At 61.7% G+C, this 23483-nt stretch carries 19 protein-coding genes and 1 tRNA gene; 11 read left to right on the forward strand and 9 right to left on the reverse strand.

Translation table 11 applies throughout. The annotated features are described in order from the left end of the window. The first annotated feature begins 58 nt into the window (after window positions 1-58). The 4 genes from KVG85_RS06460 (at window position 59) to KVG85_RS06475 (ending at window position 6562) form a co-directional block, all read left to right on the forward strand. On the forward strand, window positions 59-1711 hold the full coding sequence (locus KVG85_RS06460; protein WP_217863320.1) for a VRR-NUC domain-containing protein: 1653 nt from the start codon (window positions 59-61) through the stop codon (window positions 1709-1711). Further along, window positions 1708-4038, forward strand: a complete 2331-nt coding sequence (locus KVG85_RS06465) for an ATP-dependent DNA helicase (protein ID WP_217863321.1) — start codon at window positions 1708-1710, stop codon at window positions 4036-4038. Before KVG85_RS06460 ends, KVG85_RS06465 begins: the two co-directional genes overlap by 4 nt. Beyond that, on the forward strand, window positions 4031-5950 hold the full coding sequence (locus tag KVG85_RS06470) for a hybrid sensor histidine kinase/response regulator (RefSeq protein WP_217863322.1): 1920 nt from the start codon (window positions 4031-4033) through the stop codon (window positions 5948-5950). Before KVG85_RS06465 ends, KVG85_RS06470 begins: the two co-directional genes overlap by 8 nt. A gap of 78 nt (window positions 5951-6028) precedes the next feature. Beyond that, window positions 6029-6562: a hypothetical protein gene (locus KVG85_RS06475; protein WP_016774826.1), complete on the forward strand. Its 534-nt coding sequence runs from the start codon at window positions 6029-6031 to the stop codon at window positions 6560-6562. Between the two features lie 226 nt (window positions 6563-6788). Here the strand turns inward: KVG85_RS06475 and KVG85_RS06480 are convergent, their stop codons facing one another. From KVG85_RS06480 to KVG85_RS06500, 5 genes are all read right to left on the reverse strand, one after another. Further along, entirely contained in the window at window positions 6789-7082 is a 294-nt protein-coding gene (locus KVG85_RS06480; RefSeq protein WP_217863323.1) for a hypothetical protein, read from the reverse strand. A gap of 184 nt (window positions 7083-7266) precedes the next feature. Further along, window positions 7267-8610: a cation:proton antiporter gene (locus KVG85_RS06485; protein WP_217863324.1), complete on the reverse strand. Its 1344-nt coding sequence runs from the start codon at window positions 8608-8610 to the stop codon at window positions 7267-7269. Between the two features lie 42 nt (window positions 8611-8652). Continuing rightward, window positions 8653-9264, reverse strand: a complete 612-nt coding sequence (locus tag KVG85_RS06490) for a Yip1 family protein (RefSeq protein ID WP_130926696.1) — start codon at window positions 9262-9264, stop codon at window positions 8653-8655. A gap of 87 nt (window positions 9265-9351) precedes the next feature. Continuing rightward, window positions 9352-10209, reverse strand: a complete 858-nt coding sequence (locus tag KVG85_RS06495; RefSeq protein WP_016774822.1) for a glucose 1-dehydrogenase — start codon at window positions 10207-10209, stop codon at window positions 9352-9354. A gap of 229 nt (window positions 10210-10438) precedes the next feature. Then, window positions 10439-11593 carry a MalY/PatB family protein gene (locus tag KVG85_RS06500; RefSeq protein WP_217863325.1) on the reverse strand — a complete coding sequence of 385 codons (1155 nt, stop codon included), beginning with the start codon at window positions 11591-11593 and terminating at the stop codon, window positions 10439-10441. Window positions 11594-11911: 318 nt separating this feature from the next. Between KVG85_RS06500 and fdnG the strand changes: the two genes are divergently transcribed. The 7 genes from fdnG (at window position 11912) to KVG85_RS06535 (ending at window position 21179) form a co-directional block, all read left to right on the forward strand. After that, complete coding sequence (fdnG, locus tag KVG85_RS06505) at window positions 11912-14977, forward strand: formate dehydrogenase-N subunit alpha (RefSeq protein ID WP_157115948.1); 3066 nt, start codon at window positions 11912-11914, stop codon at window positions 14975-14977. Then, window positions 14978-15913 carry a formate dehydrogenase subunit beta gene (gene fdxH, locus KVG85_RS06510; RefSeq protein ID WP_217863326.1) on the forward strand — a complete coding sequence of 312 codons (936 nt, stop codon included), beginning with the start codon at window positions 14978-14980 and terminating at the stop codon, window positions 15911-15913. Continuing rightward, window positions 15910-16575: a formate dehydrogenase subunit gamma gene (locus KVG85_RS06515; RefSeq protein ID WP_071172525.1), complete on the forward strand. Its 666-nt coding sequence runs from the start codon at window positions 15910-15912 to the stop codon at window positions 16573-16575. Before fdxH ends, KVG85_RS06515 begins: the two co-directional genes overlap by 4 nt. Window positions 16576-16578: 3 nt before the next feature. Next, the gene (gene fdhE, locus KVG85_RS06520) at window positions 16579-17505 is read left to right on the forward strand and encodes a formate dehydrogenase accessory protein FdhE (RefSeq protein ID WP_217863327.1); all 927 of its coding nucleotides are present in this window, start codon (window positions 16579-16581) and stop codon (window positions 17503-17505) included. Window positions 17506-17752: 247 nt separating this feature from the next. Then, window positions 17753-19165, forward strand: coding sequence for an L-seryl-tRNA(Sec) selenium transferase (gene selA / locus KVG85_RS06525; RefSeq protein ID WP_217863328.1), 1413 nt, complete (start codon window positions 17753-17755; stop codon window positions 19163-19165). After that, entirely contained in the window at window positions 19162-21069 is a 1908-nt protein-coding gene (gene selB, locus KVG85_RS06530) for a selenocysteine-specific translation elongation factor (RefSeq protein WP_217864943.1), read from the forward strand. The genes selA and selB overlap by 4 nt, the downstream gene beginning before the upstream one ends. Before the next feature lie 14 nt (window positions 21070-21083). Next, window positions 21084-21179 (forward strand) — tRNA-Sec (locus tag KVG85_RS06535). 100 nt (window positions 21180-21279) lie between these two features. On the opposite strand, the gene KVG85_RS06540 is transcribed toward KVG85_RS06535, so the two are convergent. The 4 genes from KVG85_RS06540 to KVG85_RS06560 all read right to left on the reverse strand — a co-directional run bounded on the left by KVG85_RS06540 (window position 21280) and on the right by KVG85_RS06560 (window position 23482). Beyond that, window positions 21280-21570, reverse strand: a complete 291-nt coding sequence (locus KVG85_RS06540) for a type II toxin-antitoxin system RelE/ParE family toxin (RefSeq protein WP_073476220.1) — start codon at window positions 21568-21570, stop codon at window positions 21280-21282. Then, on the reverse strand, window positions 21563-21808 hold the full coding sequence (locus KVG85_RS06545; RefSeq protein ID WP_016770738.1) for a type II toxin-antitoxin system ParD family antitoxin: 246 nt from the start codon (window positions 21806-21808) through the stop codon (window positions 21563-21565). The genes KVG85_RS06540 and KVG85_RS06545 overlap by 8 nt, the downstream gene beginning before the upstream one ends. Window positions 21809-22148: 340 nt before the next feature. Beyond that, entirely contained in the window at window positions 22149-22508 is a 360-nt protein-coding gene (locus tag KVG85_RS06550; protein ID WP_042607541.1) for a DUF6124 family protein, read from the reverse strand. Between the two features lie 464 nt (window positions 22509-22972). After that, entirely contained in the window at window positions 22973-23482 is a 510-nt protein-coding gene (locus tag KVG85_RS06560) for a hypothetical protein (protein WP_016774812.1), read from the reverse strand. Between the last annotated feature and the right edge of the window lies 1 nt (window position 23483).

The raw sequence follows: 23483 nt of genomic DNA on the forward strand, positions 1-23483 counted from the left end.
GGCTGAGCTGGTATCTGTACGCATAACCAGTGTTCGCTTGCCGTGGCTTTGAATTCCCGTGACCTCCAACCCTCTCGACGATCCGTTCTACTACCTCAACAACTTCCGGCAAGTGCTTGATTGGCTTGGGCTTCGCTATGCCGATGTGATGAGCGCGAGCGAGCATGGCTTCATCCGCGACTTCAATACGCTGCCGCAAGCCTCGCAGGGATTGCTGGTACGCATGGTCATGCGCAAGGGCATTCACTTTCGCGCGAGCAAACTCAATTATCTGGAAATCGGCGACATTGCCGAGGCGGCGCGGCCGTTGCTCGAACACGGCTGGCTTGATGAACACGCGGATTTGACACTGGCAGAACTGTTCGATGTCTTGCTCAAGGCCGAGCTGCTGCAAGCGTTCGGCACCATTATCGATCAACCGAAAGGGCGCAAGGACGAGTGGCTGCCCGTGCTGGCCGAACAGTTCAGCGAGGCGCAGACCCTGCGTGTCTGGGCGCCGCAACTGGCTGAGCGGCTGTTCAGCCTGACCCTGATGGACCTGTGCGATCGCCTGCGGTTGATGTTCTTCGGCAATCTGTATCAGGACTGGTCGGAGTTCGTGCTGGCCGACCTGGGCATCTTCACTTATGAAAAAGTCGAGTTCTGTGCCGATTCCCGAGGTCTGCGCAGTCGCGAAGACGTCGACGCCTGCCTGTTCCTGCATCAATGCCAGTTGCGCTTCGAGGCCGGTGAACCGCTGGAAGAGATCGTCGAACAGATCAACGCCGTGCAATTCGACAACCCGTGGCTGCGCCGCCGGCAAGCCAAGGCGTTGTTCCAGATCGGCCAGTATGCCGAGCGCATCGGCGACTTTGCCCTGGCCCTGAGTGTTTACCGCGACTGCGCTTATCCGGGCGCACGGCTGCGGATGATCCGTGTGCTCGAACGCTGCGGCGAATATGCATTGGCGCTGGAACTCGGCACGCTGGCCGAACAGGCACCGCAAAGCGCGGCCGAGCAGCAAGGCTTGCAGCGCATCGTCCCGCGCCTGCGGCGCAAACTTGGTGGCCCGCCGCTCAAGCGTGCCAAGGCCAGAGCGGTCGAGCGCCTCGACTTGCACTTGCCGCGCATCGATCCGGCGCGGTCGGTGGAATTTCACGTACAAGCGCACTTGCACGCCGATGACGGCCCGGTGCATTACGTCGAGAACAGCCTGATCAATTCACTGTTCGGCCTGTTGTGCTGGCCGGCGATCTTCGCGCCGTTGCCGGGTGCGTTCTTTCACCCGTTCCAGCGCGGCCCGGTGGATCTGCTCAGCGAAGACTTCCTCGAGCGCCGCGCCGAGCTGTTCCAGGCCTGCCTGGGCGAACTCGATGACGGCCGCTACGCCGAGACCATCCGCCAGCGCTTCGTCGACAAGTGGGGCATCCAGTCGCCATTCGTGTTCTGGGGCGCGCTCAACGAAGACTTGCTGGAGCAGGCGCTGGCCTGTCTGCCCGCCGAACACCTGAAACACTGGTTCAATCGCCTGCTGCTCGACATCAAGGCCAACCGTGCCGGCATGCCGGACCTGATCCAGTTCTGGCCGCAGCACAAAACCTACCGGATGATCGAAGTCAAAGGCCCCGGCGACCGCTTGCAGGACAATCAGCTGCGCTGGCTGGAGTTCTGCCACGAGCACCAGATGCCGGTGGCCGTGTGTTACGTGCAATGGGCGGAGCAGAGCGCTTGAGTTACAGCGTTGCCGTGCGTGCACTGTGCGAGTTCACCGCCAAGACCGGCGACCTCGACCTGCGCTTCACCCCGTCACCGACCGCGCTGGAAGGCATCGTCGGCCATCGCACCGTGGCCTCGCGGCGCAGCGAGCAGTACCAGAGCGAAGTGGCGCTACAAGGTGAGTTCGGCGAGTTGAAGGTCAAGGGCAGGGCGGATGGCTACGATCCGGCGCAAAACTGCCTGGAAGAAGTCAAAACCTATCGCGGCGACCTGAGCAAGCAACCGGCCAATCACCGCCAGTTGCACTGGGCGCAGGCGAAAATCTACGGCTGGTTGATGTGCCAGAAACTGCAATTGCAGCAGATCAATCTGGCGCTGGTGTATTTCGACGTCGTCAGCGAAAAGGAAACCTGCCTGGTTGAATCCCACAGCGCCGAGTCGCTTCAGGGGTTTTTCGCGCAGCAGTGCGCTTTGTTCCTGCAATGGGCCGAGCAGGAAATGGCCCATCGCGAAGCGCGCAATCTGGCCGCGCAGCAACTGGCGTTCCCGCACGCGGATTTTCGTCCCGGCCAACGGCATCTGGCCGAATCAGTGTTCAAAGCCGTCAGCACCGGCCGCTGCCTCATGGCCCAGGCGCCGACCGGCATCGGCAAAACCCTTGGCACGCTGTTTCCGATGCTCAAGGCCTTGGCGCCGCAGCAACTGGACAAGGTGTTCTTTCTCACCGCCAAGACTCCCGGACGCAAGCTGGCGCTGGATGCCAGCCAGGTGTTGTTCAGGCAAACGCCGGACTTGCCGCTGCGGGTGATGGAAATGGTTGCTCGCGACAAGGCCTGCGAACACCCGGACAAGGCCTGTCATGGCGAATCCTGCCCGCTGGCCCAGGGTTTTTATGATCGCCTGCCGGCTGCCCGCGAAGCCGCCAGCCGCATCAACCTGCTCGATCAGGCGGCGATGCGTGGAGTCGCCGCGCAGCACAGCGTGTGCCCGTACTACCTCAGTCAGGAAATGGCTCGCTGGGCGGATGTGGTGGTTGCCGACTACAACTATTACTTCGACTTCAGCGCGCTGCTGTTCGGTCTGGCCCAGCTCAATCAGTGGAAAGTCGCGGTGCTCGCCGACGAGGCGCACAACCTGGTCGAGCGCGGCCGGCAGATGTACAGCGCCAGCCTCGACCAGTTCACCCTCGCCAGCGTGCGCAAAACCGCGCCGGCAGCGCTGAAGAATGCCCTGCAACGGGTCAACCGTGAATGGAACGCGCTGCATGCGCCGCAACTGGCGGCGTATCAGGCCTACGACAAGGCGCCGGACAAGCTCCTGCAAGCCATCTCGCTGTGTTGCGCGGCCATTGGCGATTACCTCAACGAACATCCGCAAGGTCTCGACAGCGGCCTGCAGAACTTCTATTTCGACCTGCTGCAATTCGCCCGGGTCGCCGAGCTGTACGACGAGCATTACCTGTTCGATATCAGCAAACGCGACCTCGACCGCAAGCGTCCGTTGTCGCAACTGTGCCTGCGCAACGTGGTGCCGGCGGCGTTCATCGGTCCGCGCCTGAGCGCGGCGCGCAGCAGTGTGCTGTTCTCGGCCACGCTGAGCCCGCGCAACTATTACGCCGACCTTCTCGGCACGCCCGCCGACACGGTGTGCATCGACGTCGAATCGCCGTTCAGCGCCGAGCAGTTGCAGGTGCACATCGTCAGTCAGATCTCCACGCGTTTTAACCATCGCCAGGCCTCGCTGGAGCCTATCGTCGAGCTGATCGCGCGCCAGTTCAGCGAGCGCCCGGGCAACTATCTGGCGTTCTTCAGCAGTTTCGATTACCTGCAACAGGTCGCGACCTTATTGGCCGAGCGCCATCCGCACATCACTCAGTGGCTGCAATCGCGGGGCATGGCCGAGGGCGCGCGGCAGGCGTTTCTCGACCAGTTCAGCGCCGACAGCCAGGGTGTGGGGTTTGCGGTGTTGGGCGGCGCGTTTGGCGAGGGCATCGATTTGCCCGGCGCGCGGCTGATCGGTGCGTTCATCGCCACGCTGGGACTGGCACAGCTCAACCCGGTCAATGAGCAGATGAAACGGCGCATGGCCGCCATTTTTGGCGCCGGCTACGACTACACCTATCTGTACCCGGGCATGCAAAAAGTCGTACAAGCCGCCGGGCGGGTGATCCGCACCCGTGAGGATCGCGGCACGGTCATGCTCATTGATGACCGCTTTGCCGAAAGCCGCATCCAGCAACTGCTGCCACGCTGGTGGGCGATCAAAAGCGAACCGGCGCTTTTCAAATCGACGGATTCACGCATACTTCAGCCCATGACAGTGGCTGGTGAGTGTGATGAGTGAAAACAACAGGACCGCAGCGATCGAAGACAGTCGTTTCCGGCTGCTGATCGACGCGGTTGTCGACTATGCGATCTACATGATCGACCCCGACGGTATCATCACCAGTTGGAACTCCGGCGCCAAACGCTTCAAAGGTTATGAAGAAGCGGAAATCATCGGCGAGCACTTCTCGCGCTTCTATACCCCGGAAGACCGCGCCAACGGCATGCCGCAACGGGCGCTCGACACGGCGATCCGTGAAGGTCGCTTCGAAGGCGAGGGCTGGCGCGTGCGCAAGGACGGCACGCACTTCTGGTCGCACGTGGTGATCGACCCGATTATCGACCCCAACGGCAAGCTGCTCGGGTTCGCCAAGATCACCCGCGACCTCACCGACCGCAAAATGGCCGAGGAAACACTCAAGCAAAGCGAACAGCAGTTCCGCCTGCTGGTGCAGGGCGTCACCGACTACGCGATCTACATGCTCAGCCCCGAAGGCTGCGTCAGCAACTGGAACCAGGGCGCGCAGCGCATCAAGGGCTATTTGCCGGAAGAGATCATCGGCCAGCATTTTTCGATTTTCTACACCCCCGAAGACCGCGAACTCGGCGAGCCGCAGCGTTCGCTGGAGATTGCCACCCGCGAAGGCCGCTTCGAGAACCGCAGTTGGCGGATGCGCAAGGACGGCACGCGCTTTCTGGCCCACGTAGTGGTCGATGCGATTCGCGGCGACACCGGCGCGTTGCTCGGCTTCGCCAAGATCACCCGCGATGTCACCGAGGCCCACGAAGCACAGCAGGCCCTGGAAAAGACCCGCGAGGCGTTGTTCCAGGCGCAGAAGATGCAGGCGATCGGCCAACTCAGCGGCGGTATCGCCCATGACTTCAACAACCTGCTGACGGTGATTCTCGGCAACCTCGAGATCGTGCAGAAACGCATCGGCGACGCGCCGAAAATCGCTCGACTGCTGGAGAACGCCACCCAGGGTGCCTTGCGCGGTGTCTCGTTGACCCAGCGCATGCTGGCCTTCGCCCGGCGTCAGGAACTGAAGACCGAATCGGTGGATATCCCGCAATTGGTGCAAGGCATCACCGGGCTGTTGCGCAGTTCGCTCGGACCGGGGATTCGCATCGAAACGCGCTTTCCCGACGACCTGCAGCCAGTACTGGCCGACAGCAATCAGCTGGAACTGGCGATCCTCAATCTCGCCACCAATGCCCGCGATGCCATGCCCGACGGCGGCACGGTGATCATTCAGGCGCAAGCCGAAGTGGTGCTGGAACAAACTCATTCGACCCTCGCGGCGGGGCGTTACGTGTGCCTGAGCCTGATCGACAGCGGCGAAGGCATGGACGAAGCCACGCTGGCCTGTGCCCGTGATCCGTTCTTCACCACCAAGGGCCTGGGCAAAGGCACCGGGCTGGGCTTGTCGATGGTGCACGGCTTCATCGAGCAGTTGGGCGGGCGCTTTATTCTGAAAAGCGAGAAGGGCCACGGCACGGCGGCCGAGCTGTGGATTCCGGTAGCGCTTGAGCGTACGGCCAGTCGCCCGGCGTACAGCAACGCAGCGCCGATCGCAGTACCGAGACTCAGCGTGCTGGTGGTCGATGATGATTCACTGGTGCTGACCAGCACCAGTCTGTTGCTGGAAGACCTCGGCCACCGCGTCATCGGCGCGACCTCCGGTGCTCAGGCGCTGGCGCTGTTCGATGAGGGCGAAGTCATCGATCTGGTAATCACCGACATGGCCATGCCAAAAATGAGCGGCGCGCAACTGGCCCATGCCTTGCGCATGCTCAAGCCGGATCTGCCGATCATTCTCGCCACCGGATATGCCGAGCGCCTCGAAGGCTTCGCCGCCGAACTGCCGCGCCTGCCGAAACCGTTCACCCAGCTGAACCTGGTACAGATCATCGCCCAATCGATGAAATGACGCGCTGGTCGATCCGGCTGAACTAGTGCTGACGCGTGCCTTTCCAAAAGTCTTGTTCACTTTTGGAGGGCACGTCTCTTGTCTCGCATATTGACCCAGCCAAGCGCTGTTGAAGAAGCCTTGGCCGAACACGACGCCAAGATGTTTGGCTCACCCAAGGAACGCCTGGATTTCTATCGCCGGGAAATCCAGTACGAAACCAGCATCCTCGCCAACCGCACCGACGCCTACCTGGCGGCGCAGTCGTTTCTGGTCATCGCTTTCGCCTCGTGCATGGCCAACCTCAATCCGGAGTGGGGCAAGATGTTCACCCTCGTCGTGCCGCCGTTTCTCGCGCTGCTCGGGGTGCTCAGTTCATTGAATGCCTGGCCGGGGATTCGTGCGGCATACGACATCATCGACCACTGGCACTTCAAACAGAGCCAGTTGCTGCACAGCGAGCCGGTAATGGGCGCGGCGTATGACGAATCGCCGCTGTTCAGCGAAATGGAATCAAGTCACAAGGGCTATCGCAAGTCGCTGCTGTTCTCGGTGCGCACGCCTTGGATTTTTGCCACGTTCTGGGTGATGTTGGGGGTTTATGCGGTGTTTATACAGGTGACCAATCCTTGAGGTGGGTTGGTCGGGGGCAGGTGCTGGATTTTGTGTGTCTGTGAGATCTTACCCCCTCACCCCAGCCCTCTCCCCCAAGGGGGCGAGGGGGAAAGGGAGCAGATCTCGGTCGTATTCAAGGCCTGAGTTCGACGCGGTATTTCAGGTCGGTGTAATACGAGAGACAAACCCGGTCAGTCCCCTCTCCCTCGGGGAGAGGGCTAGGGTGAGGGGCTCTTGACTTTTATTACGCAGTTTCCAGCTCACGCCGCGCAGTTACAGCATTCTGCACCGCCGCCGGAATCGGCGGGAAATCCTCATTCAGCACACACAGATGATCAATCGCATCTTCAAATTTCGTATCGGCTTTCTTGCGCAGTGCCCGGTATTGCTCAAAGCGTTCGAAGTCGGTCGGCGTCTGTTCCAGCAGCGCGTTGGCCGCTCGGTTCAGTTCGTGGGCTTCTTCGAACAGTTGACGATTGCGTTCCAGAGCCAGTGCTCTGCAAGCCTTGATTTGCGCAGGAGTCGAGCATTCGTTCATGACCGTGACCTTGTTTGTGTCGGGGTTCCGTTTAATAGGCTGTTCACCGCAGGGGAACCGAACCTGCCGGGCCGCGCGGGATGATTGGCGCGGTTAAAGTTGTGACCGTTGGGTCGCGCCCGGCGATCCATTTTTTTGCAGAAAAATCTTCGATGATTTCCAGCCAAGCGCAGCGGCTGAAGAATCAGCTTTTTCGTTGCTTCAAGCTTTCATAGCGCGCCAGCATCGGCTGTGTGCTGACGCCATGCAGCAGAATGCTCAGGGCCACTACTGACAAAGTGATGTCGGTACAGACCTTGGCCACGTCTGAATCCAGGCCATGGTTCAAGGCGAAGAACAGATAGAACAGGCTGCCGATGCCGCGAATGCCAAACCAGCCGATCAACAAACGCTGCGGCCCGCTGAGCAGATTTCCCCACGGCATTAGCGCCACGCTCAGCGGGCGGATCAGGCAAAACAGCACCGCGCCGATCCACAAGGCCCGCCAGTCCCAATGAGCTATAAGCACGACGCCGAGCAGGGTCACCAGAAACACTTCCATCGCCCGCTCGACCAGACTGCCGAATGCGAGCATGTCGCCCATCATGATCCCGGCCGCGACCTGGCTGTCTTCCAGCTTCTCGGTATCGCCATGCACGGCGTTCTGTGGTTCGACGTTCTGATGACCGACCACCGGCTGCACCAGATGCTCGGCAGGTGCCTGGGTGATGCCCGTGGATTTGACTTCCTCCTGACGCAGCCCAAGGCCAGCAGCGAAGACCGCGAGAAAGCCGTAGCCGCCAATGGCGTCGGCGACCACGTAGGACAGCGCGATCAGCGCGAGGGTCAGGTAATCGTTGGGGCCGAGGGTGCTGTCCTCGTTGTGAATGCGCAGCAGCAGGGCGAGCCGGCCGATGCTACGGCCCATCCAGTAACCGGTGAGCAAACCCGCCGGCACCGCCCACAAAAGGCTGCGAACCACCCAGTGCTGCCACTCGCCGGCGCTACCGTCACCGTGCAGCAACAGCAAACCGAGAATCACGAAAGGGAAGGCCACGCCATCGTTGAGCCCGGCTTCACCGGAGAGGCCGAACCGCACGCTGTCGATGTCCTGCGCATCATTGACCTGCACCAGCGCGGCGAGCACCGGATCGGTCGGCGCCAGAATCGCGCCGATCAGCAAGGAAGGCCCCCACGGCAATTGCAGGCCCCAGTGCAGCAGCAGACACACGCCGATGATGCTCAGAATCATCACTGGTCCGGCGAGACCAAAAGCGATGCGCCAGGTCTTGTTGCGTAGTGGCAGGCGCAATTTCAAACCGCAGACGAACAAGGAAAACAGCACCGCGACTTCCGTCAGGTGCTCCATCCACAACGACGATTCTTCCAGCGGCAATTGCAGCAGGTCGAGGCCGCTGGGGCCGATGCCGATGCCCAGCAGCAGGCACACCGCCGAGGTGGTGACCGGCATCCAGCGCAACCATGACGACGTCAGGGCCAGCGTCAGCAGCACGGCGCCGAGCACCGCGACCCATACGCCAAAACTCATGACGGCTCACTGCGGTGAATTTCCAAGGGCAGGCGCACCGGGTCAGCTCACGGTCGTGCGCAGGTACTCGGGGATGAGCACGTTGAACCACAGCAGAATCATCGACACCAGCATGGTCACTAGCACCAGCAGGCCAACGCCCCACACGCACGCCGAATACAGCAGGCCCTGCTCCTTGCGCTCATGCATGAAGGTCGGCAAGCCGACGAACAGCAGAAACGTCGAATAGATCGACGCCGCGCCGAGCACCAGAATCGCCAGCCAGCGACTCGGGTACAGGCCGGCAATCCCCGCGAGGAAAAACGGCGTCACCGTGTAGGCGGCAAAACCGATGCATTGATTGAGCGTCGGCCGCGCATCGAACGATCGCGACATCCAGCGAATGAACCCGCCCATGACCGCGACACCCGCGACGATCGTCACGTACAGCAACACGCTCAGTTGCAAGGCGCTGGCGGTGCTCAGGCGCACGTTTTCACCCACGGCCAGGCTCCAGCCGACCTGGGTGGTGCCGATGAACAGGCACACGGCGGGAATCAACGCGAGCAGCAGCAGATGCGCGAGATAGTGGCGGGGATGGGTTTCTTCTTCGCGGCGGATATCGGTCCAGGCGAAGTTGGGTTGGGTGAAGAGTCTGACGAGGGGGGCGGACATGACAACCTCCTGTTCCTGTTGGCCCGTAGGCGCTTACAGGTATGGAGAGATGCCATGCCGCTCGGGTTCAGTTTTTCTGCTGCACGGTTACAGCATCGGTTTGCCGCCGGTCACGCCGTAGCGCTGGCCCGTGATATAGCTGGCTTCGTCGGAGGCCAGCAGCACGTAAATCGGCGCGACTTCCACCGGTTGGCCCGGACGGCCGAGCGGGGTGCTGCCGCCGAAGTTCTGCACTTCTTCATCGGGCATGGTAGAGACGATCAGCGGCGTCCAGATCGGGCCAGGTGCGACGCTGTTGACGCGAATTTCCTTCGGCCCGAGCATCTGCGCCAGGCCACCGGTGAAGTTGGCGATTGCGCCTTTGGTGGTGGCGTAGGCCAGCAGGGTCGGCTTGGGCATGTCCGAGTTGACAGAACTGGTGTTGATGATCGACGAGCCGGGGCGCATGTGTTTGATCGCCGCCTGGCAGATCCTGAACATGGCAGTGATATTCACGTCGAAGGTCATCACCCATTCGTCATCGGGGATTTCTTCAAAGTTTTCGTGGGTCATCTGGAACGCGGCGTTGTTGACCAGAATGTCGATGCGGCCAAAGCGCTCGACAGTTTTGTCGACCAGCGCTTGGCACTGCGCTTTCTCGGCGATATCGCCCGGCAGCAGGATGCACTGACGCCCGGCCTGCTCGACCCAGCGTGCGGTTTCCTTCGCGTCTTCGTGTTCGTTCAAGTACGCCACGGCGACGTCGGCACCTTCACGGGCGAAGGCAATCGCCACCGCGCGACCGATGCCGCTGTCAGCGCCGGTGATCAGCGCAATCTTGCCGGCCAGACGGCCAGAACCGACGTAACTTTGCTCGCCGCAGTCTGGATACGGTTCCATCTTGCGTTGCGAGCCGGGCACCGGTTGGGCTTGTTTCGGGAAGGGTGGTTTTGGATAGTCAGTCATCGCAGGGTCTCCTGATTTCAAGGCCAGTGTTCCGGGTTGACCCGGTGGGTTTGCCTTGAGTTCGATCGGATTTGCGTTGGATTTTGGTTGGCTATGCAAAACCAATGTGGGAGCGAGCCTGCTCGCGAAAGCGTCTGTCAGACGGTAAATATGTCGACTGACAGACCGCTTTCGCGAGCAGGCTCGCTCCCACAGGGGATCACTTACACAGGGGAATCTCGGGGCAGGATCAGAGATTGCGGTTAGCCAAAGCCCGCTCCATCCGCGCAATCCCTTCTTCCAGCAACGCCCTCGGGCAACCGAAGTTCAAGCGCACAAACTGCTGATGCCGGTCGCCAAAATCCAGTCCGGCACTCAGCCCGACCTTGCCTTGTTCGAGGAAGAACCGCTGCGGATCCGGCAGGTCGAGCGCGGTGCAATCGAGCCACGCCAGATACGTGCCCTGCGGCACATTGATGGTCACCCCCGGCAGGCGCGTGCGCACCGCGTCTACCAGCCAGTCGCGGTTGGCCTGCAGGTAGGTTTTCAGTTCGGCGAGCCACGGCGCGGCTTCGCTGTAGGCGACGCGGGTGGCTTCCATGCCCAGCGGGTTGACGCTGTCGACCATGCCGCAGCGGGCGTGGTTGACGCGCTCACGCAGGGCGGCGTCCTGGATGATCATGAACGAGGTCTTGAGGCCGGCGATGTTGTAGGCCTTGCTCGCCGACATCAGGGTGATCGTGCGTTTGGAAATCTCGGGGCTCAGCGATGCGGTGGGAATGTGCACGCGGCCGTCGAAGCACAGTTCGGCGTGAATCTCGTCGGAGATGATCCACGCGTCCTGCGCTGCGCAGATATCCGCCACTGCCTGCAATTCTTCGCGGGCGAAGACCTTGCCGATCGGGTTGTGCGGGTTGCTCAACAGCAGGGCGCCGCCGCCTTTCAGCGACTCGCGCAGTGCGTCCAGCGGCGTGGCGTAGGTGCCATCGGCCTGGGCGTTGAATTCCAGCTCGACCTTGTTCAGGCCCCAATGCCCCGGCGCATGACGCAGTGGCGGGTAGTTCGGCACTTGCACGACGACATTCTGCTGCGCCTGGACCAACGCCTTCAGCGCCATGTTGAAGCCCGATTCCACACCCGGCAGGAAGATCAGTTCCTGCGGTTTGACCTGCCATGAATACTTGTTCCACAGGTCGGCGACGATCGCTTCACGCAGGTTGTCCTGGGCCACGCTGTAACCGAGCAGCGGGTGCAGCAGGCGCTGTTGCAAGGTTTCGACGATGACCGGCGGCGCGGCAAAATCCATGTCAGCGACCCACATCGGCAACACATCGGCCGGGTAGCGGCTCCACTTGGTGCTGCCAGTGTGGTGGCGGTCGAACAACTGATCAAAATCGAAAGTCATGCGCGGTCTCGTCAAGGCGGAGTTGGTTCTGCCGGACATTCTATGCGCAACGCCATCTGTGTGGGAGCGAGCCTGCTCGCGAATACGTCGGGTCAGGCAGCATCGAGTTGGATGACCCAGCGCTTTCGCGAGCAGGCTCGCTCCCACAGGGGGGTGTGCACTGGCTGGAAATCCGGGCCAGACACCCGACGGTCGGTTTTCACACAATCGGCAAGGTCTTTGTCTACAGTGAAAAAGTCGGCGCCAAGGCGTCGCAACCGTGATTGTCCAGATAAAGCCCGGCGCAAGTACCGGGTTCCACCTGATCAGGAGTGCACGATGGATCTCAGCCGTCGTCAGTTCTTCAAGGTCGCCGGTATCGGCCTTGCAGGCTCAAGCCTGGGCGCGTTGGGCATGGCCCCGACGGCGGCCTTCGCCGAGCAGGTGCGTCACTTCAAGCTCGCCCACACCCGTGAAACCCGCAACACCTGCCCGTATTGCTCGGTCGGTTGCGGTTTGATCATGTACAGCCAGGGCGATGCCGGCAAGAACGTGGCGCAAAACATCATTCACATCGAAGGCGACGCCGACCACCCGGTCAATCGCGGCACGCTGTGCCCGAAAGGCGCGGGCCTGCTCGACTTCATTCACAGCCCCGGCCGCTTGCAGTACCCGCAGGTGCGCAAGCCCGGCAGCAATGAATGGACGCGCATCGGCTGGGACGAAGCCCTCGATCGCATCGCCGACCTGATGAAGGCCGACCGCGACGCCAACTTCATCGAGAAAAATGCCAACGGGCAGACGGTGAATCGCTGGCTGACCACCGGTTTCCTCGCGGCATCGGCGGCATCCAACGAAGCCGGCTACATCACTCAGAAGGTGATACGCAGCCTCGGCCTGCTGGGGTTCGATAACCAGGCGCGTGTCTGACACGGCCCGACGGTGGCAAGTCTTGCCCCGACGTACGGCCGAGGTGCCATGACCAACACCTGGACCGATATCGCCAACGCGAATCTGATCCTGGTAATGGGCGGCAACGCAGCAGAAGCGCATCCGTGCGGCTTCAAATGGGTGACCGAGGCCAAGGCGCACAACGCCGCGCGGCTGATCGTGGTCGATCCGCGTTTTACCCGGACCGCTTCGGTGGCCGACTATTACGCGCCGATCCGCACCGGCACCGACATCGCCTTCATGGGCGGGCTGATCAATTACCTGCTGACCGAGGACAAGATCCAGCACGAATACGTGCGCAATTACACCGACGTGTCGTTCATCGTCAAAGCCGGTTATGGCTTCGAAGACGGCCTGTTCAGCGGCTATGACGCGGAAAAACGCAGCTATACCGACAAGTCCGGCTGGGGCTACGAGTTCGCCGAGGACGGTTTCGTCCGCGTCGACCCGACCCTGCAAGACCCGCGCTGCGTCTATCAACTGATGAAGCAGCATTACAGCCGCTACAACATCGACTTGGCCAGCCAGATCTGCGGCATGCCGGTCGACGCCATGCAGAAAATCTGGGAAGAGATCGCCACCTGCTCGACGCCGGGCAAGACCATGACGATTCTCTATGCCCTCGGCTGGACGCAGCACTCGATCGGCGCGCAGATCATTCGCAGCGCGGCGATGGTGCAACTGCTGTTGGGCAACGTCGGCATGCCCGGCGGTGGCGTCAACGCTTTGCGCGGGCACTCGAACATCCAGGGTCTGACCGACCTTGGTCTGCTGTCCAACGCCTTGCCCGGCTACCTCACGCTGCCCAGCGACAGCGAGCAGGATTACGGTCAGTTCATCTTCAAACGCACGCAGGTGCCGCTAAGACCGGGGCAGCTTTCGTATTGGCAGAACTACAGCAAATTCCACGTCAGCCTGATGAAATCCTGGTACGGCGCCAACGCCACCGCCGAGAACAACTGGCTGTTCGACCATTTGCCGAAGCTCGACATCCCCAATTACGACGTGCTGAAAATGTTCGACCTGATGAGCCAGGGCAAGGTCAACGGCTACTTCTGTCAGGGCTTTAATCCGATCGCCGCGTTGCCGGACAAGAACCGCGTGATGGGCGCATTGGCCAAGCTCAAGTGGCTGGTGGTGATGGACCCGCTGGCCACCGAAACCTCGGAGTTCTGGCAGAACGTCGGGCCTTACAACGATGTGAAAACCGCTGAAATCCAGACCGAAGTCATTCGCCTGCCGACCACCTGTTTTGCCGAAGAGGACGGCTCGCTGGTCAACAGCAGCCGCTGGCTGCAATGGCACTGGAAAGGCGCCGACGGCCCCGGCGAAGCGCAGACCGACATTCGCATCATGAGCGAATTGTTCCTGCGCCTGCGCCAGCGTTATCAGAGCGAGGGCGGCAAGTTTCCTGATCCGCTGTTGAAGCTGTCGTGGCCGTACAAGATCCCCGACGAGCCGTCGCCGGAAGAACTGGCGCGGGAAATCAACGGCACCGCTGTCAGCGATTTCACCGATGCCAGCGGCGTCACGGTCAAGGCCGGTACGCAACTGGCCGGCTTCGGCTTGCTCAAGGATGACGGCAGCACCGCGTCGGGCTGCTGGATTTTCGCCGGCAGCTGGACCGAGGCCGGCAATCAGATGGCCCGTCGCGACAATGCCGACCCGTTCGGCATGCACCAGCATCAAGGCTGGGCGTGGGCGTGGCCGGCGAATCGGCGAATCCTCTACAACCGTGCTTCGGCGGACCCGGCGGGCAAACCGTGGGATCCGAAAAAGCGGCTGGTGTGGTGGAACGGCAAGGCCTGGACCGGCACCGACGTGCCGGACTACAAGGCCGACGTGCCGCCGGAAGCCGGGATGAACCCGTTCATCATGAACCCCGAAGGCGTCGCGCGGTTCTTCGCCGTCGACAAGATGAACGAAGGCCCATTCCCTGAGCACTACGAGCCGTTCGAAACGCCGATCGGCATCAACCCGCTGCACCCGCAGAACAAGAAGGCCACCAGCAACCCGGCGGCGCGGATCTTCGATTCGGTCTGGGAAACCCTCGGCGAGGCCAAGGACTTCCCGTACGCCGGCACCAGTTACCGGCTCACCGAGCATTTCCACTTCTGGAGCAAGCACTGCAAGTTGAACGCGATTGCCCAGCCTGAGCAGTTCGTCGAAATCGGCGAGGTGCTGGCGAACGAGAAGGGCATTGCTGCCGGTGATCGTGTGCGGGTCAGCTGCAAACGCGGGTTTATCGAAGCGGTGGCGGTGGTGACGAAACGGATCCGGCCGCTGCAGGTCAACGGCCAGGTCGTCCATCAGATCGGCATCCCGCTGCACTGGGGTTTTACCGGCCTGACGCGTCACGGTTACCTGACCAACACCTTGGTGCCGTTCCTCGGCGATGGCAACACTCAGACCCCGGAATCCAAGTCATTCCTGGTCAACGTGGAGAAACTGTAAATGGCCAGCCAAGACATCATTGCCCGCTCGGCCACCACCACCGTGCCGCCGTCGGTGAGGACTCAGCAGGGCGTTGCCAAGCTGATCGACACCACCAAATGCATCGGCTGCAAGGCCTGCCAGGTCGCCTGCTCGGAATGGAACGAGCTGCGCGATGAGGTCGGCCACAACCACGGTACCTATGACAATCCGCAGGATCTGACGGCGGATTCGTGGACGCTGATGCGCTTCACCGAGCACGAAACCGACACCGGTAACCTCGAATGGCTGATTCGCAAGGACGGCTGCATGCACTGCGCCGAGCCCGGTTGTCTGGCCGCGTGCCCGAGCCCCGGGGCGATCATTCAGCATGCCAACGGCATCGTTGATTTCGATCAGGACCACTGCATCGGTTGCGGCTATTGCATCACCGGTTGCCCGTTCAACATCCCGCGCATTTCGCAGAAGGATCACAAGGCCTACAAATGCACGCTGTGTTCCGACCGGGTGGCGGTCGGGCTGGAGCCGGCCTGCGTGAAAACCTGCCCGACCGGCGCGATCGTCTTCGGCACCAAGGAAGACATGAAAGAACACGCCGCTGAACGCATCGTCGACCTGAAAAGCCGTGGCTTTGAAAACGCCGGTTTGTACGATCCGGCCGGGGTCGGCGGCACCCACGTGATGTACGTGCTGCACCATGCCGACACGCCGAAAATCTACGCCGGTTTGCCGGACCATCCGGCGATCAGTCCGCTGGTGGGTTTGTGGAAAGGCATCAGCAAACCCCTCGGCCTGCTGGCGATGGGCGCGGCGGTGCTGGCCGGGTTCTTCCACTATGTGCGCATCGGGCCGAATCGTGTCGAGGAGGATGAACTTCCGCCAGCGCCCGACAACTCGGTGCACGTGGTCGATCCGGCGGTGCACACCTTCGATCCACGCGGGGAGGAGCGGCCATGAGCAACAAGACGATCCTGCGTTACAGCGCCAACCAGCGCACCAATCACTGGCTGGTGGCGATCCTGTTTTTCATGGCCGGTTTGTCCGGGCTGGCGTTGTTTCATCCGTCGCTGTTCTGGCTCAGTAATCTGTTCGGCGGCGGCACCTGGACGCGGATTCTGCACCCGTACATGGGCATTGCCATGTTCGTGCTGTTTCTCGGCCTGGTGTTCAGCTTCTGGCGCACCAATTTCTTCATCGCCAATGACCGCCAATGGCTGCGGCGGATCAATCGGGTGATGGTCAACGACGAAGAAAGCGTGCCGCCGGTGGGCAAGTACAACGCCGGGCAAAAGTTGCTGTTCTGGACTTTACTGCTGTGCATGCTCGCGTTGCTGTTCACCGGGCTGGTGATCTGGCGCGCGTGGTTCAGCGCGTATTTCGGCATCACCACGATCCGCTGGGCCATGCTGTTGCATGCGCTGGCCGGGTTCGTGCTGGTGCTGAGCATCATCGTGCACATCTACGCCGGTTTGTGGATCAAGGGTTCGGTCGACGCCATGTTGCATGGCTGGGTCAGCCGGCCGTGGGCGAAGAAACACCATGAACTGTGGTACCGCGAGGTGACCCGCGACGAACAGCCTCGGGACGTGCCCGAGCGACCGCTGACGAAAAAGGGCTGACTTTTGCCAAGCATTCTTGAACCTGGGGAAATCGAGGCGGCGGCCAGTTCGCCGCCGTTTTTGTACCTGCCACCGCCTAACCTGTTTGCCCTGCGCGCTGAGCGCCTTGAGCGTCTGGCCGAGGGCAACGGGTTGGCGGATTATCTGCGGCTGATGGCCGGATTGTGCCGGGCGCAGCAGCAGGTGTTCGACGATCCGCCGCTCACCGCGCCGTTTGATGCGCAGCGTTTCGAAGCCTGTCAACAGCACGGTCTGCCGCCGTTCGCCGCAGACACTTTGGTGCGTGAGGATGCCTGGCAGCCGTGGCTGGATGCTTTGCTGCAGCGCTATGCGCCAGCGGATCAACCTGCAGTGATCGACGCGCTGGATACTCTGCGCGCCGCAGGTCCCGGCCAGTTGCGCGCGTGGGCGGTGGCGCTGGTCAGCGGCCAGTATTCGCTGGTGCCTGCGCAGCTGGTGCCGTTTCTCGGTGCGGCGTTGCAAACCGCGTGGAGCCACTGGCTGCTCAGCGTGCCGCAACTGCAACTCAAACCCGGCGACAGCCTCAGCCAATGCCCGGCCTGTGGTTCACCGGCCATGGCCGGGGTGATTCGCCATCGCGGCAAGCACAACGGTTTGCGCTATCTGGTGTGTTCGCTGTGCGCCTGCGAATGGCATGTGGTGCGGGTGAAGTGCGTGTATTGCGAGCAGAGCAAGGGCCTTGAATATCTGAGCCAGGAAGACGACCGCCACAGCGCCGAGCAGGCACCGCTGCGCGCCGAAGTCTGCCCGAGCTGCAACAGTTACCTGAAATTGCTCTATCTGGAGAACGACGCCGAAGCCGAAGCGTTGTCGGCAGATCTCGGCAGTTTGCTGCTGGACATGCGCCTGGCCCAGGACGGCTATCAGCGCCTTGCGCCCAATCTGCTGCTGGCGCCGGGAGACGACTGACCAGAGCAAAATTGTGGGAGGGGGTGTGCTCCCACAGGTTTTTGTGGTGACCAACCATGTTCATTCCACCCGAATTCCTGTGGGAGCGAGCCTGCTCGCGAAGGCGGCGGGTCAGCGACAACCACACTAACTGATACACCGCTTTCGCGAGCAAGCTAGCTCCGGCAGTGCGTCTACACTTCTGAAACCCTTTTGGGAGCAAGCTTGCTCCCAAAAGGGATTGTTTCAGTGAAATCAGGAGTGGCTGATGTCTTCCAGCGTTGCCCTGCGGTTGCCGTCCATTGATGGCTTGTTGCGTCACCCGGCGTGCGCGCCGTTGGCCGAGCGTTACGGCCGGGATTCGTTGCTGACGGGCCTGCGTCAGTTGCTCGATGAGCTAAGGCCCGGCGTGTTGAGCGGGCAATTGGCAGCTGTGGAAATCGGCCCCGAAGTGCTCGCCGGCCGCGTCGGCGAACGCTTGGCGCAACAGCAGCGCAGCCAGGTGCGCCGGGTATTCAATCTGACCGGCACGGTGCTGCATACCAATCTCGGTCGCGCCTTGCTGCCCGAGGAAGCCATCGAAGCGGTGCAAATGGCTGCACGTTATCCGCTCAATCTCGAGTTCGATCTGGCCAGCGGCAAGCGCGGCGATCGCGACGATCTGATCGAAGGCCTGATCCGCGAACTGACCGGCGCTGAAGCGGTGACCGTGGTCAACAACAATGCCGCTGCCGTGTTGCTGACCCTCAACAGCCTCGGCGCGCGCAAGGAAGGCATCATTTCCCGTGGTGAGCTGATCGAAATCGGCGGCGCTTTCCGCATCCCCGACATCATGGCCCGGGCCGGCGTGCGTCTGCACGAAGTCGGCACCACCAACCGCACCCATGCCCGCGATTACCAAGCGGCGATCAGTCCGCGCAGCGGGTTGATCATGCGCGTGCATGCCAGCAACTACAGCATCGAAGGCTTCACCGCGCGGGTGCCGACTGCGGAGCTTGCCGAGTTGGCACACGCTCATGGCTTGCCGTTGCTGGAAGATCTGGGCAGCGGCAGTCTGCTGGACCTGACGCGCTGGGGCCTGCCGGCGGAACCGACGGTGCGGCAGGCCTTGCTCGATGGCGCTGACATCGTCACCTTCAGCGGCGACAAATTGCTCGGCGGGCCGCAGGCCGGGTTGATCGTCGGGCGCAAAGAGCTGATTGCGAAAATCAAGAAGAATCCGCTGAAACGCGCGCTGCGGGTCGACAAGTTGACCCTGGCCGCGCTGGAAGCGGTGCTCAGTCTGTATCGCGACCCTGATCGCCTCGCCGAGCGTCTGCCGAGTCTGCGTCTGCTGACCCGTCCGCAAGCCGAAATTCATGCTCAGGCTGTGCGTTTGCAACCGTTGCTCGCCGATGTGCTGGGCGAGCTCTGGCAGGTCAGTGCAGTCGAGGCGTTGGGCATGATCGGCAGCGGCAGCCAACCGGTGGCGCGTCTGCCGAGCGCGGCGCTGTGTTGTCGCCCGCAAGTGTCCAAGCGCTGGCGCGGGCGTTATCTGCTCAATCTCGAAGCGGCGTTGCGCGGTTTGCCGATCCCGGTGCTCGGGCGAATCGGCGACGATGCGCTGTGGCTGGATCTACGCCAGCTCGACGATGAGCCAGCGTGGCTGGCGCAGTTGCCGCGATTGCAGGTCGACCGGTGATCGTCGGCACAGCGGGGCACATCGACCACGGCAAGACTTCGCTGTTGCAAGCGCTGACCGGGCAAACCGGCGACCGCCGCCCGCAGGAGCGCGAACGCGGCATGACCATCGACCTCGGTTATCTCTACGCCGAACTCGCAGCGGGGGCCGGGCTGACAGGCTTCATCGACGTCCCGGGGCACGAAAAATTTACCCACAACATGCTCGCTGGTGCGCAGGGCATCGATCTGGTGTTGCTGGTGGTCGCGGCCGACGATGGCGTGATGCTGCAGACCCGCGAGCATCTGGCAATCGTCGAACTGCTCGGCATCCCCCGCGCGCTGGTGGCGATCAGCAAATGCGACCGGGCGGGAGCGGGCAGGGTGGAAGAGGTGCAGCGCCAAGTGCTGGATCTGCTCGCGCCCGGGCCATTCGCCGATGCGCCGATTTTTACCGTGTCGAGCTTGAACGGGCAGGGCGTCGATGAGTTGCGCGCGGCATTATTGCAGGCGCACAACGAGGTGCAGGCGCGCGGTTGTGAGGGCGGCTTTCGTCTGGCGATCGATCGGGCGTTCAGCGTCGCGGGTGCTGGGATTGTGGTCACGGGCACGGCGTTGTCGGGCACGGTTGCGGTGGGCGACAAGCTTGTCTTGGGGCCTGCGGGCAAATCGGTGCGTATCCGTGGCCTGCACGCGCAAAACCAGGCCGCCGAACAGGCGTTCGCTGGCCAACGCGTGGCATTGAACCTCAGCGGCGATCGTCTGGAACTGGCGCAGATCCACCGAGGCCAATGGCTGCTGGCGGATTGGCTGCACGCCCCGACCCAGCGCATCGACATCGACTTTCAGCTGTTGCCCGGCGAGCGCACCTTTGAACACTTTCACCCGGTGCATCTGCACCTTGGCACGCAAGATGTCATCGCCCGCGTCGCCTTGCTGCAAGGCCCGCGCCTGAGTCCCGGCGAGCGCATGTTCGCGCAACTGCTGATCAACGCGCCGGTGCACGCAGTGAAAGGCGATCGATTGATCCTGCGCGACTCCAGCGCCCAGCGCACCCTCGGCGGCGGCACGGTCCTCGACCCGTTCGCCCCGGCGCGCCAACGCCGCAGCCCGGAACGCCTCGCGCAACTGCAAACCCTCGCGCTCAGCGTCAGCCTCGAACAGGCCCTGCCGGCACTGCTCAACCACAGCCCCGGCGGCCTCGACCCGCAACGCCTCGAACGCCAGTTCAACCGCCCGCGCCCGCAGTGGTCGCTGGCAGAAAACATCCGCCTGATCGATACCCGCCAAGGTCCACTGCTGTTCAACGTGCAGCGCTGGGGTCAGTTGAAATTCACCTTGCTCGAACAACTGGCGCGATTCCACGAACAAGAACCCGACCAGATGGGCCCGGACCGCGATCGTCTGCGCCGCTTCAGCGCGCTGGCGCTGGAACGCTCGACCTTCATCAGCCTGCTCGACGAACTGCTCAACGCCGGCTCCATCCTCGCCAGCGGCCCCTGGCTGCACCTGCCCGATCATCAGGTGCGCCTGAATGCCGACGACGAAATCCTCTGGCAGCAATTACAGCCGTTGTTCGAACAGGCCGGTTTCGACCCGCCCTGGGTGCGCGACGCCGCGAAAATGCTCGGCGAAGACGACGCCAGCGTCCGCCTGCTGCTGCGCAAACTCGCCCGGCTGGGCCTGATGCACCAGGTGGTGCGCGACCTGTTTATCAGCGACATCGTCCTGCGGCAAATGGCGGCGCTGCTGCTGAAACTCGCCGAAGAAAATCCGTCGATTCAAGTGACAACCTTCCGTGATGCGCTAGGCTTGGGACGCAAACGCTGTATTCAGTATCTGGAGTATTTCGACCGACTCGGCCTGACCCGCCGCCTCGGCGAATCCCGCCAGATCCGCCCCGACAACGCGCTGGCCAACGCCTGAGCACCCTGAGTTCAGGAAGACAATCGCGCCCGGTGGCGCGGCCGGGCTTCAAACCCGGTTGGGGACGGCATCCGTTCCCGGGCAGGTTCGACTCCGGCTGTCTTCCGCCAGTCTCCTAAAAGCAAAGATCGCAGCCTTCGTCAGCTCCTACATCGATTTGTAGGAGCTGACGAAGGCTGCGATCTTTTGATTTTCGGTGATACGAGAAGGTCAGAGATTACGCTGCGCTTCCATCCGGTCATGCAAGATTCTGATTATCGCGATCCCATAGGCGGTGATTCGAAAATAAATCATGTGACTCTCCACGCTGCAGCGTCGGTAACCGGGGCGGATAGCGTCGCATGCGGGTGCTGTTTTGGGACGATCAGCCAACTGCTCGAAAGACGCAGTCAGGATGTCGATGTAGCGATTGGCCTGATCCAAACCCCATTGTTGAGCTGTATACGTCCAGATAGCCTCAAGATCCGCTTCGGCGGCGGGGGTAAGTCGGTATTCAGCCATGCGCCCTCAACATTCTCTTTTTGAAAGCATCAGCATCGAAAGGCCGGGGGGCACCACTGGATTCTCCTTCTCGAAGGGCTGCGCGGACGGTTTCCAGTTCAGCGTTTCGCTCTTGCTCTCGACGGATCAAATCGCGGATATATTCGCTGTCGTTGGTGTAATGTCCCGCTTCTATTTGAGCTTTGATCCAATGGTCTTGCTGGTCAGTCACGGTTATGGTTTTTCGTACGGTAGCCATGGTCGGGCCTTTTGCGGGTGGGGAATTTTGCGCAAATTATCATACTAATGGTGCGCTAACGAGTACGAGCCTAGCCGTTATAAGAACGAATCACAGCCTTCGGCACCTCATGCATATATCGCTCGAACTGCCGCAGGCTGCATTTTCAGACCCGCAACCGAATATGCTGCCCGAGCACATCCATCGGGTTAAATAATCCGTCCCTTTGTGATCGCGAGCAGGCTCGCTACCCCAAGTTCCTTCAGTGGTCGCAAAGTTTGCATCCGACCAGGATCAATGTGGGAGCGAGCCTGCTCGCGAAGAGGCCGGCACGGGCATCGCATAACTCAGCCGGCCCGCATTACCCCGGCAATTCCAGATTATCCAGCACCCGATTCACCGCCAACTCTCCGAGCATGATCAGCTGCGCGATCCCCATCAGCGTTCGGCGCTGCGACGGTTTCACCAGCCCGGCGAATTCCTGGGCGATGGTTTTGGCCGAGGCGAGGGTTTCGCAGGCGTTGGCCAGCAGGTCTTCATTTTTGGTGTCGGCGGTGACGGCGTACATGGCGCGGGGGCTAAACGGCGGTGGGGTTGAGCCGGGAGGGCAGAGGTAGTGGTCGAGGGCGCGGTCGGCGGCTTGGTGGAGTTTTTTGGAGTCGAGGGATTCGTAGGGGGAGGTGGGATCGGTTTCGGGTGGGTTGGGTGTTGGTTTGATCATGGTGAGACTCCGTGGTTGATTTAGCCGCCACGGCTCATCGCTAAACAAGTAAAGGTGGCGGCTGTACGCAGGTTAGCGATCCGGGTCACAGAAACCCCGGGTAGACCCGAAGGTCTCCCACGCACAGCCACCATGACATCAAGTGCAGATCGAAAAATGCAATTGAGACTGGGCATTGGTGCGTCTGTAATGAGTCGGATCGCTAAACCCGATCGCTGATTCGTCAGCGACCGCACCACAATAGAACCCGCCCTCAAGGTGCACAAGCCGGCGGATTCTGGCGTAGCTGTAGGCAACGGCGCAAGGATTTGTAGCCTTGAGACCGTATCCGCAGGTGTCTTTTAAACAGCTTCGTTTAAATCAAAGAATTGCGCCGTACCTGATGGCCTCTTCGCGAGCAGGCTCGCTCACACATTGCAATTCATTGCGCCGCAGTCCACCGCACCAGCCCCCATCACCCAACCTTATGGTTGATACGGAATCACCTTGTCCCGGTCCATTTCCACCAACAACTGGTCGAGCATCTGCCGTTTGTTCTCGACCCCGGGAATCGGCACATACCACGTCATCACGCTCCAGCCTTCGCGGGAGTAGTTGTAGGTTTTGAGCAGTTGGCCATCCTTGAAGACCGAGCCGCGCAGGTTGTCCTGGTAGTGGTAGGGCATCGGGAAGGTGAACAGGGTGAAAACGTTGACCAGCGCCAGCCAGTTGACCTTGCCGTCGCTGGGTTCGGTGATCAACAGGCTGTAGCCGTTGCGAGTGTAACCGCCGTCGAGCATCGAGAACGCGCCGGTCTTTTTCAGGACGCTGACGGTTTCGCGCTGATGCTGCTCGTCGATGCGCGTATACGCCGGCCCCATGCCGAGCGTGACCGGCACGTAGGCCTGATCGGCATGGTAATCGAGCGGTTGCAAGGTGTTGGCGCAGCCGCCCAGCATCAGTGAGGCACAGAGCAGGCCGGCGACTTTTATCATC

It is taken from the genome of Pseudomonas triticicola, assembly GCF_019145375.1.
In the GTDB taxonomy this organism is placed as follows: Bacteria; Pseudomonadota; Gammaproteobacteria; order Pseudomonadales; family Pseudomonadaceae; genus Aquipseudomonas; species Aquipseudomonas triticicola.

What these genes read in the sequence shown, in the direction of transcription:
- fdxH (WP_217863326.1), top strand. Translation starts at nt 14,978, where the DNA reads ATGGCCAGCCAAGACATCATTGCCCGCTCGGCCACCACCACCGTGCCG.
- selA (WP_217863328.1), top strand. Translation starts at nt 17,753, where the DNA reads ATGTCTTCCAGCGTTGCCCTGCGGTTGCCGTCCATTGATGGCTTGTTG.
- KVG85_RS06470 (WP_217863322.1), top strand. Translation starts at nt 4,031, where the DNA reads ATGAGTGAAAACAACAGGACCGCAGCGATCGAAGACAGTCGTTTCCGG.
- KVG85_RS06515 (WP_071172525.1), top strand. Translation starts at nt 15,910, where the DNA reads ATGAGCAACAAGACGATCCTGCGTTACAGCGCCAACCAGCGCACCAAT.
- KVG85_RS06495 (WP_016774822.1), bottom strand. Translation starts at nt 10,209, where the DNA reads ATGACTGACTATCCAAAACCACCCTTCCCGAAACAAGCCCAACCGGTG.
- KVG85_RS06485 (WP_217863324.1), bottom strand. Translation starts at nt 8,610, where the DNA reads ATGAGTTTTGGCGTATGGGTCGCGGTGCTCGGCGCCGTGCTGCTGACG.
- KVG85_RS06540 (WP_073476220.1), bottom strand. Translation starts at nt 21,570, where the DNA reads ATGGCTGAATACCGACTTACCCCCGCCGCCGAAGCGGATCTTGAGGCT.
- KVG85_RS06545 (WP_016770738.1), bottom strand. Translation starts at nt 21,808, where the DNA reads ATGGCTACCGTACGAAAAACCATAACCGTGACTGACCAGCAAGACCAT.
- KVG85_RS06480 (WP_217863323.1), bottom strand. Translation starts at nt 7,082, where the DNA reads ATGAACGAATGCTCGACTCCTGCGCAAATCAAGGCTTGCAGAGCACTG.
- KVG85_RS06550 (WP_042607541.1), bottom strand. Translation starts at nt 22,508, where the DNA reads ATGATCAAACCAACACCCAACCCACCCGAAACCGATCCCACCTCCCCC.
- KVG85_RS06490 (WP_130926696.1), bottom strand. Translation starts at nt 9,264, where the DNA reads ATGTCCGCCCCCCTCGTCAGACTCTTCACCCAACCCAACTTCGCCTGG.
- KVG85_RS06560 (WP_016774812.1), bottom strand. Translation starts at nt 23,482, where the DNA reads ATGATAAAAGTCGCCGGCCTGCTCTGTGCCTCACTGATGCTGGGCGGC.
- KVG85_RS06500 (WP_217863325.1), bottom strand. Translation starts at nt 11,593, where the DNA reads ATGACTTTCGATTTTGATCAGTTGTTCGACCGCCACCACACTGGCAGC.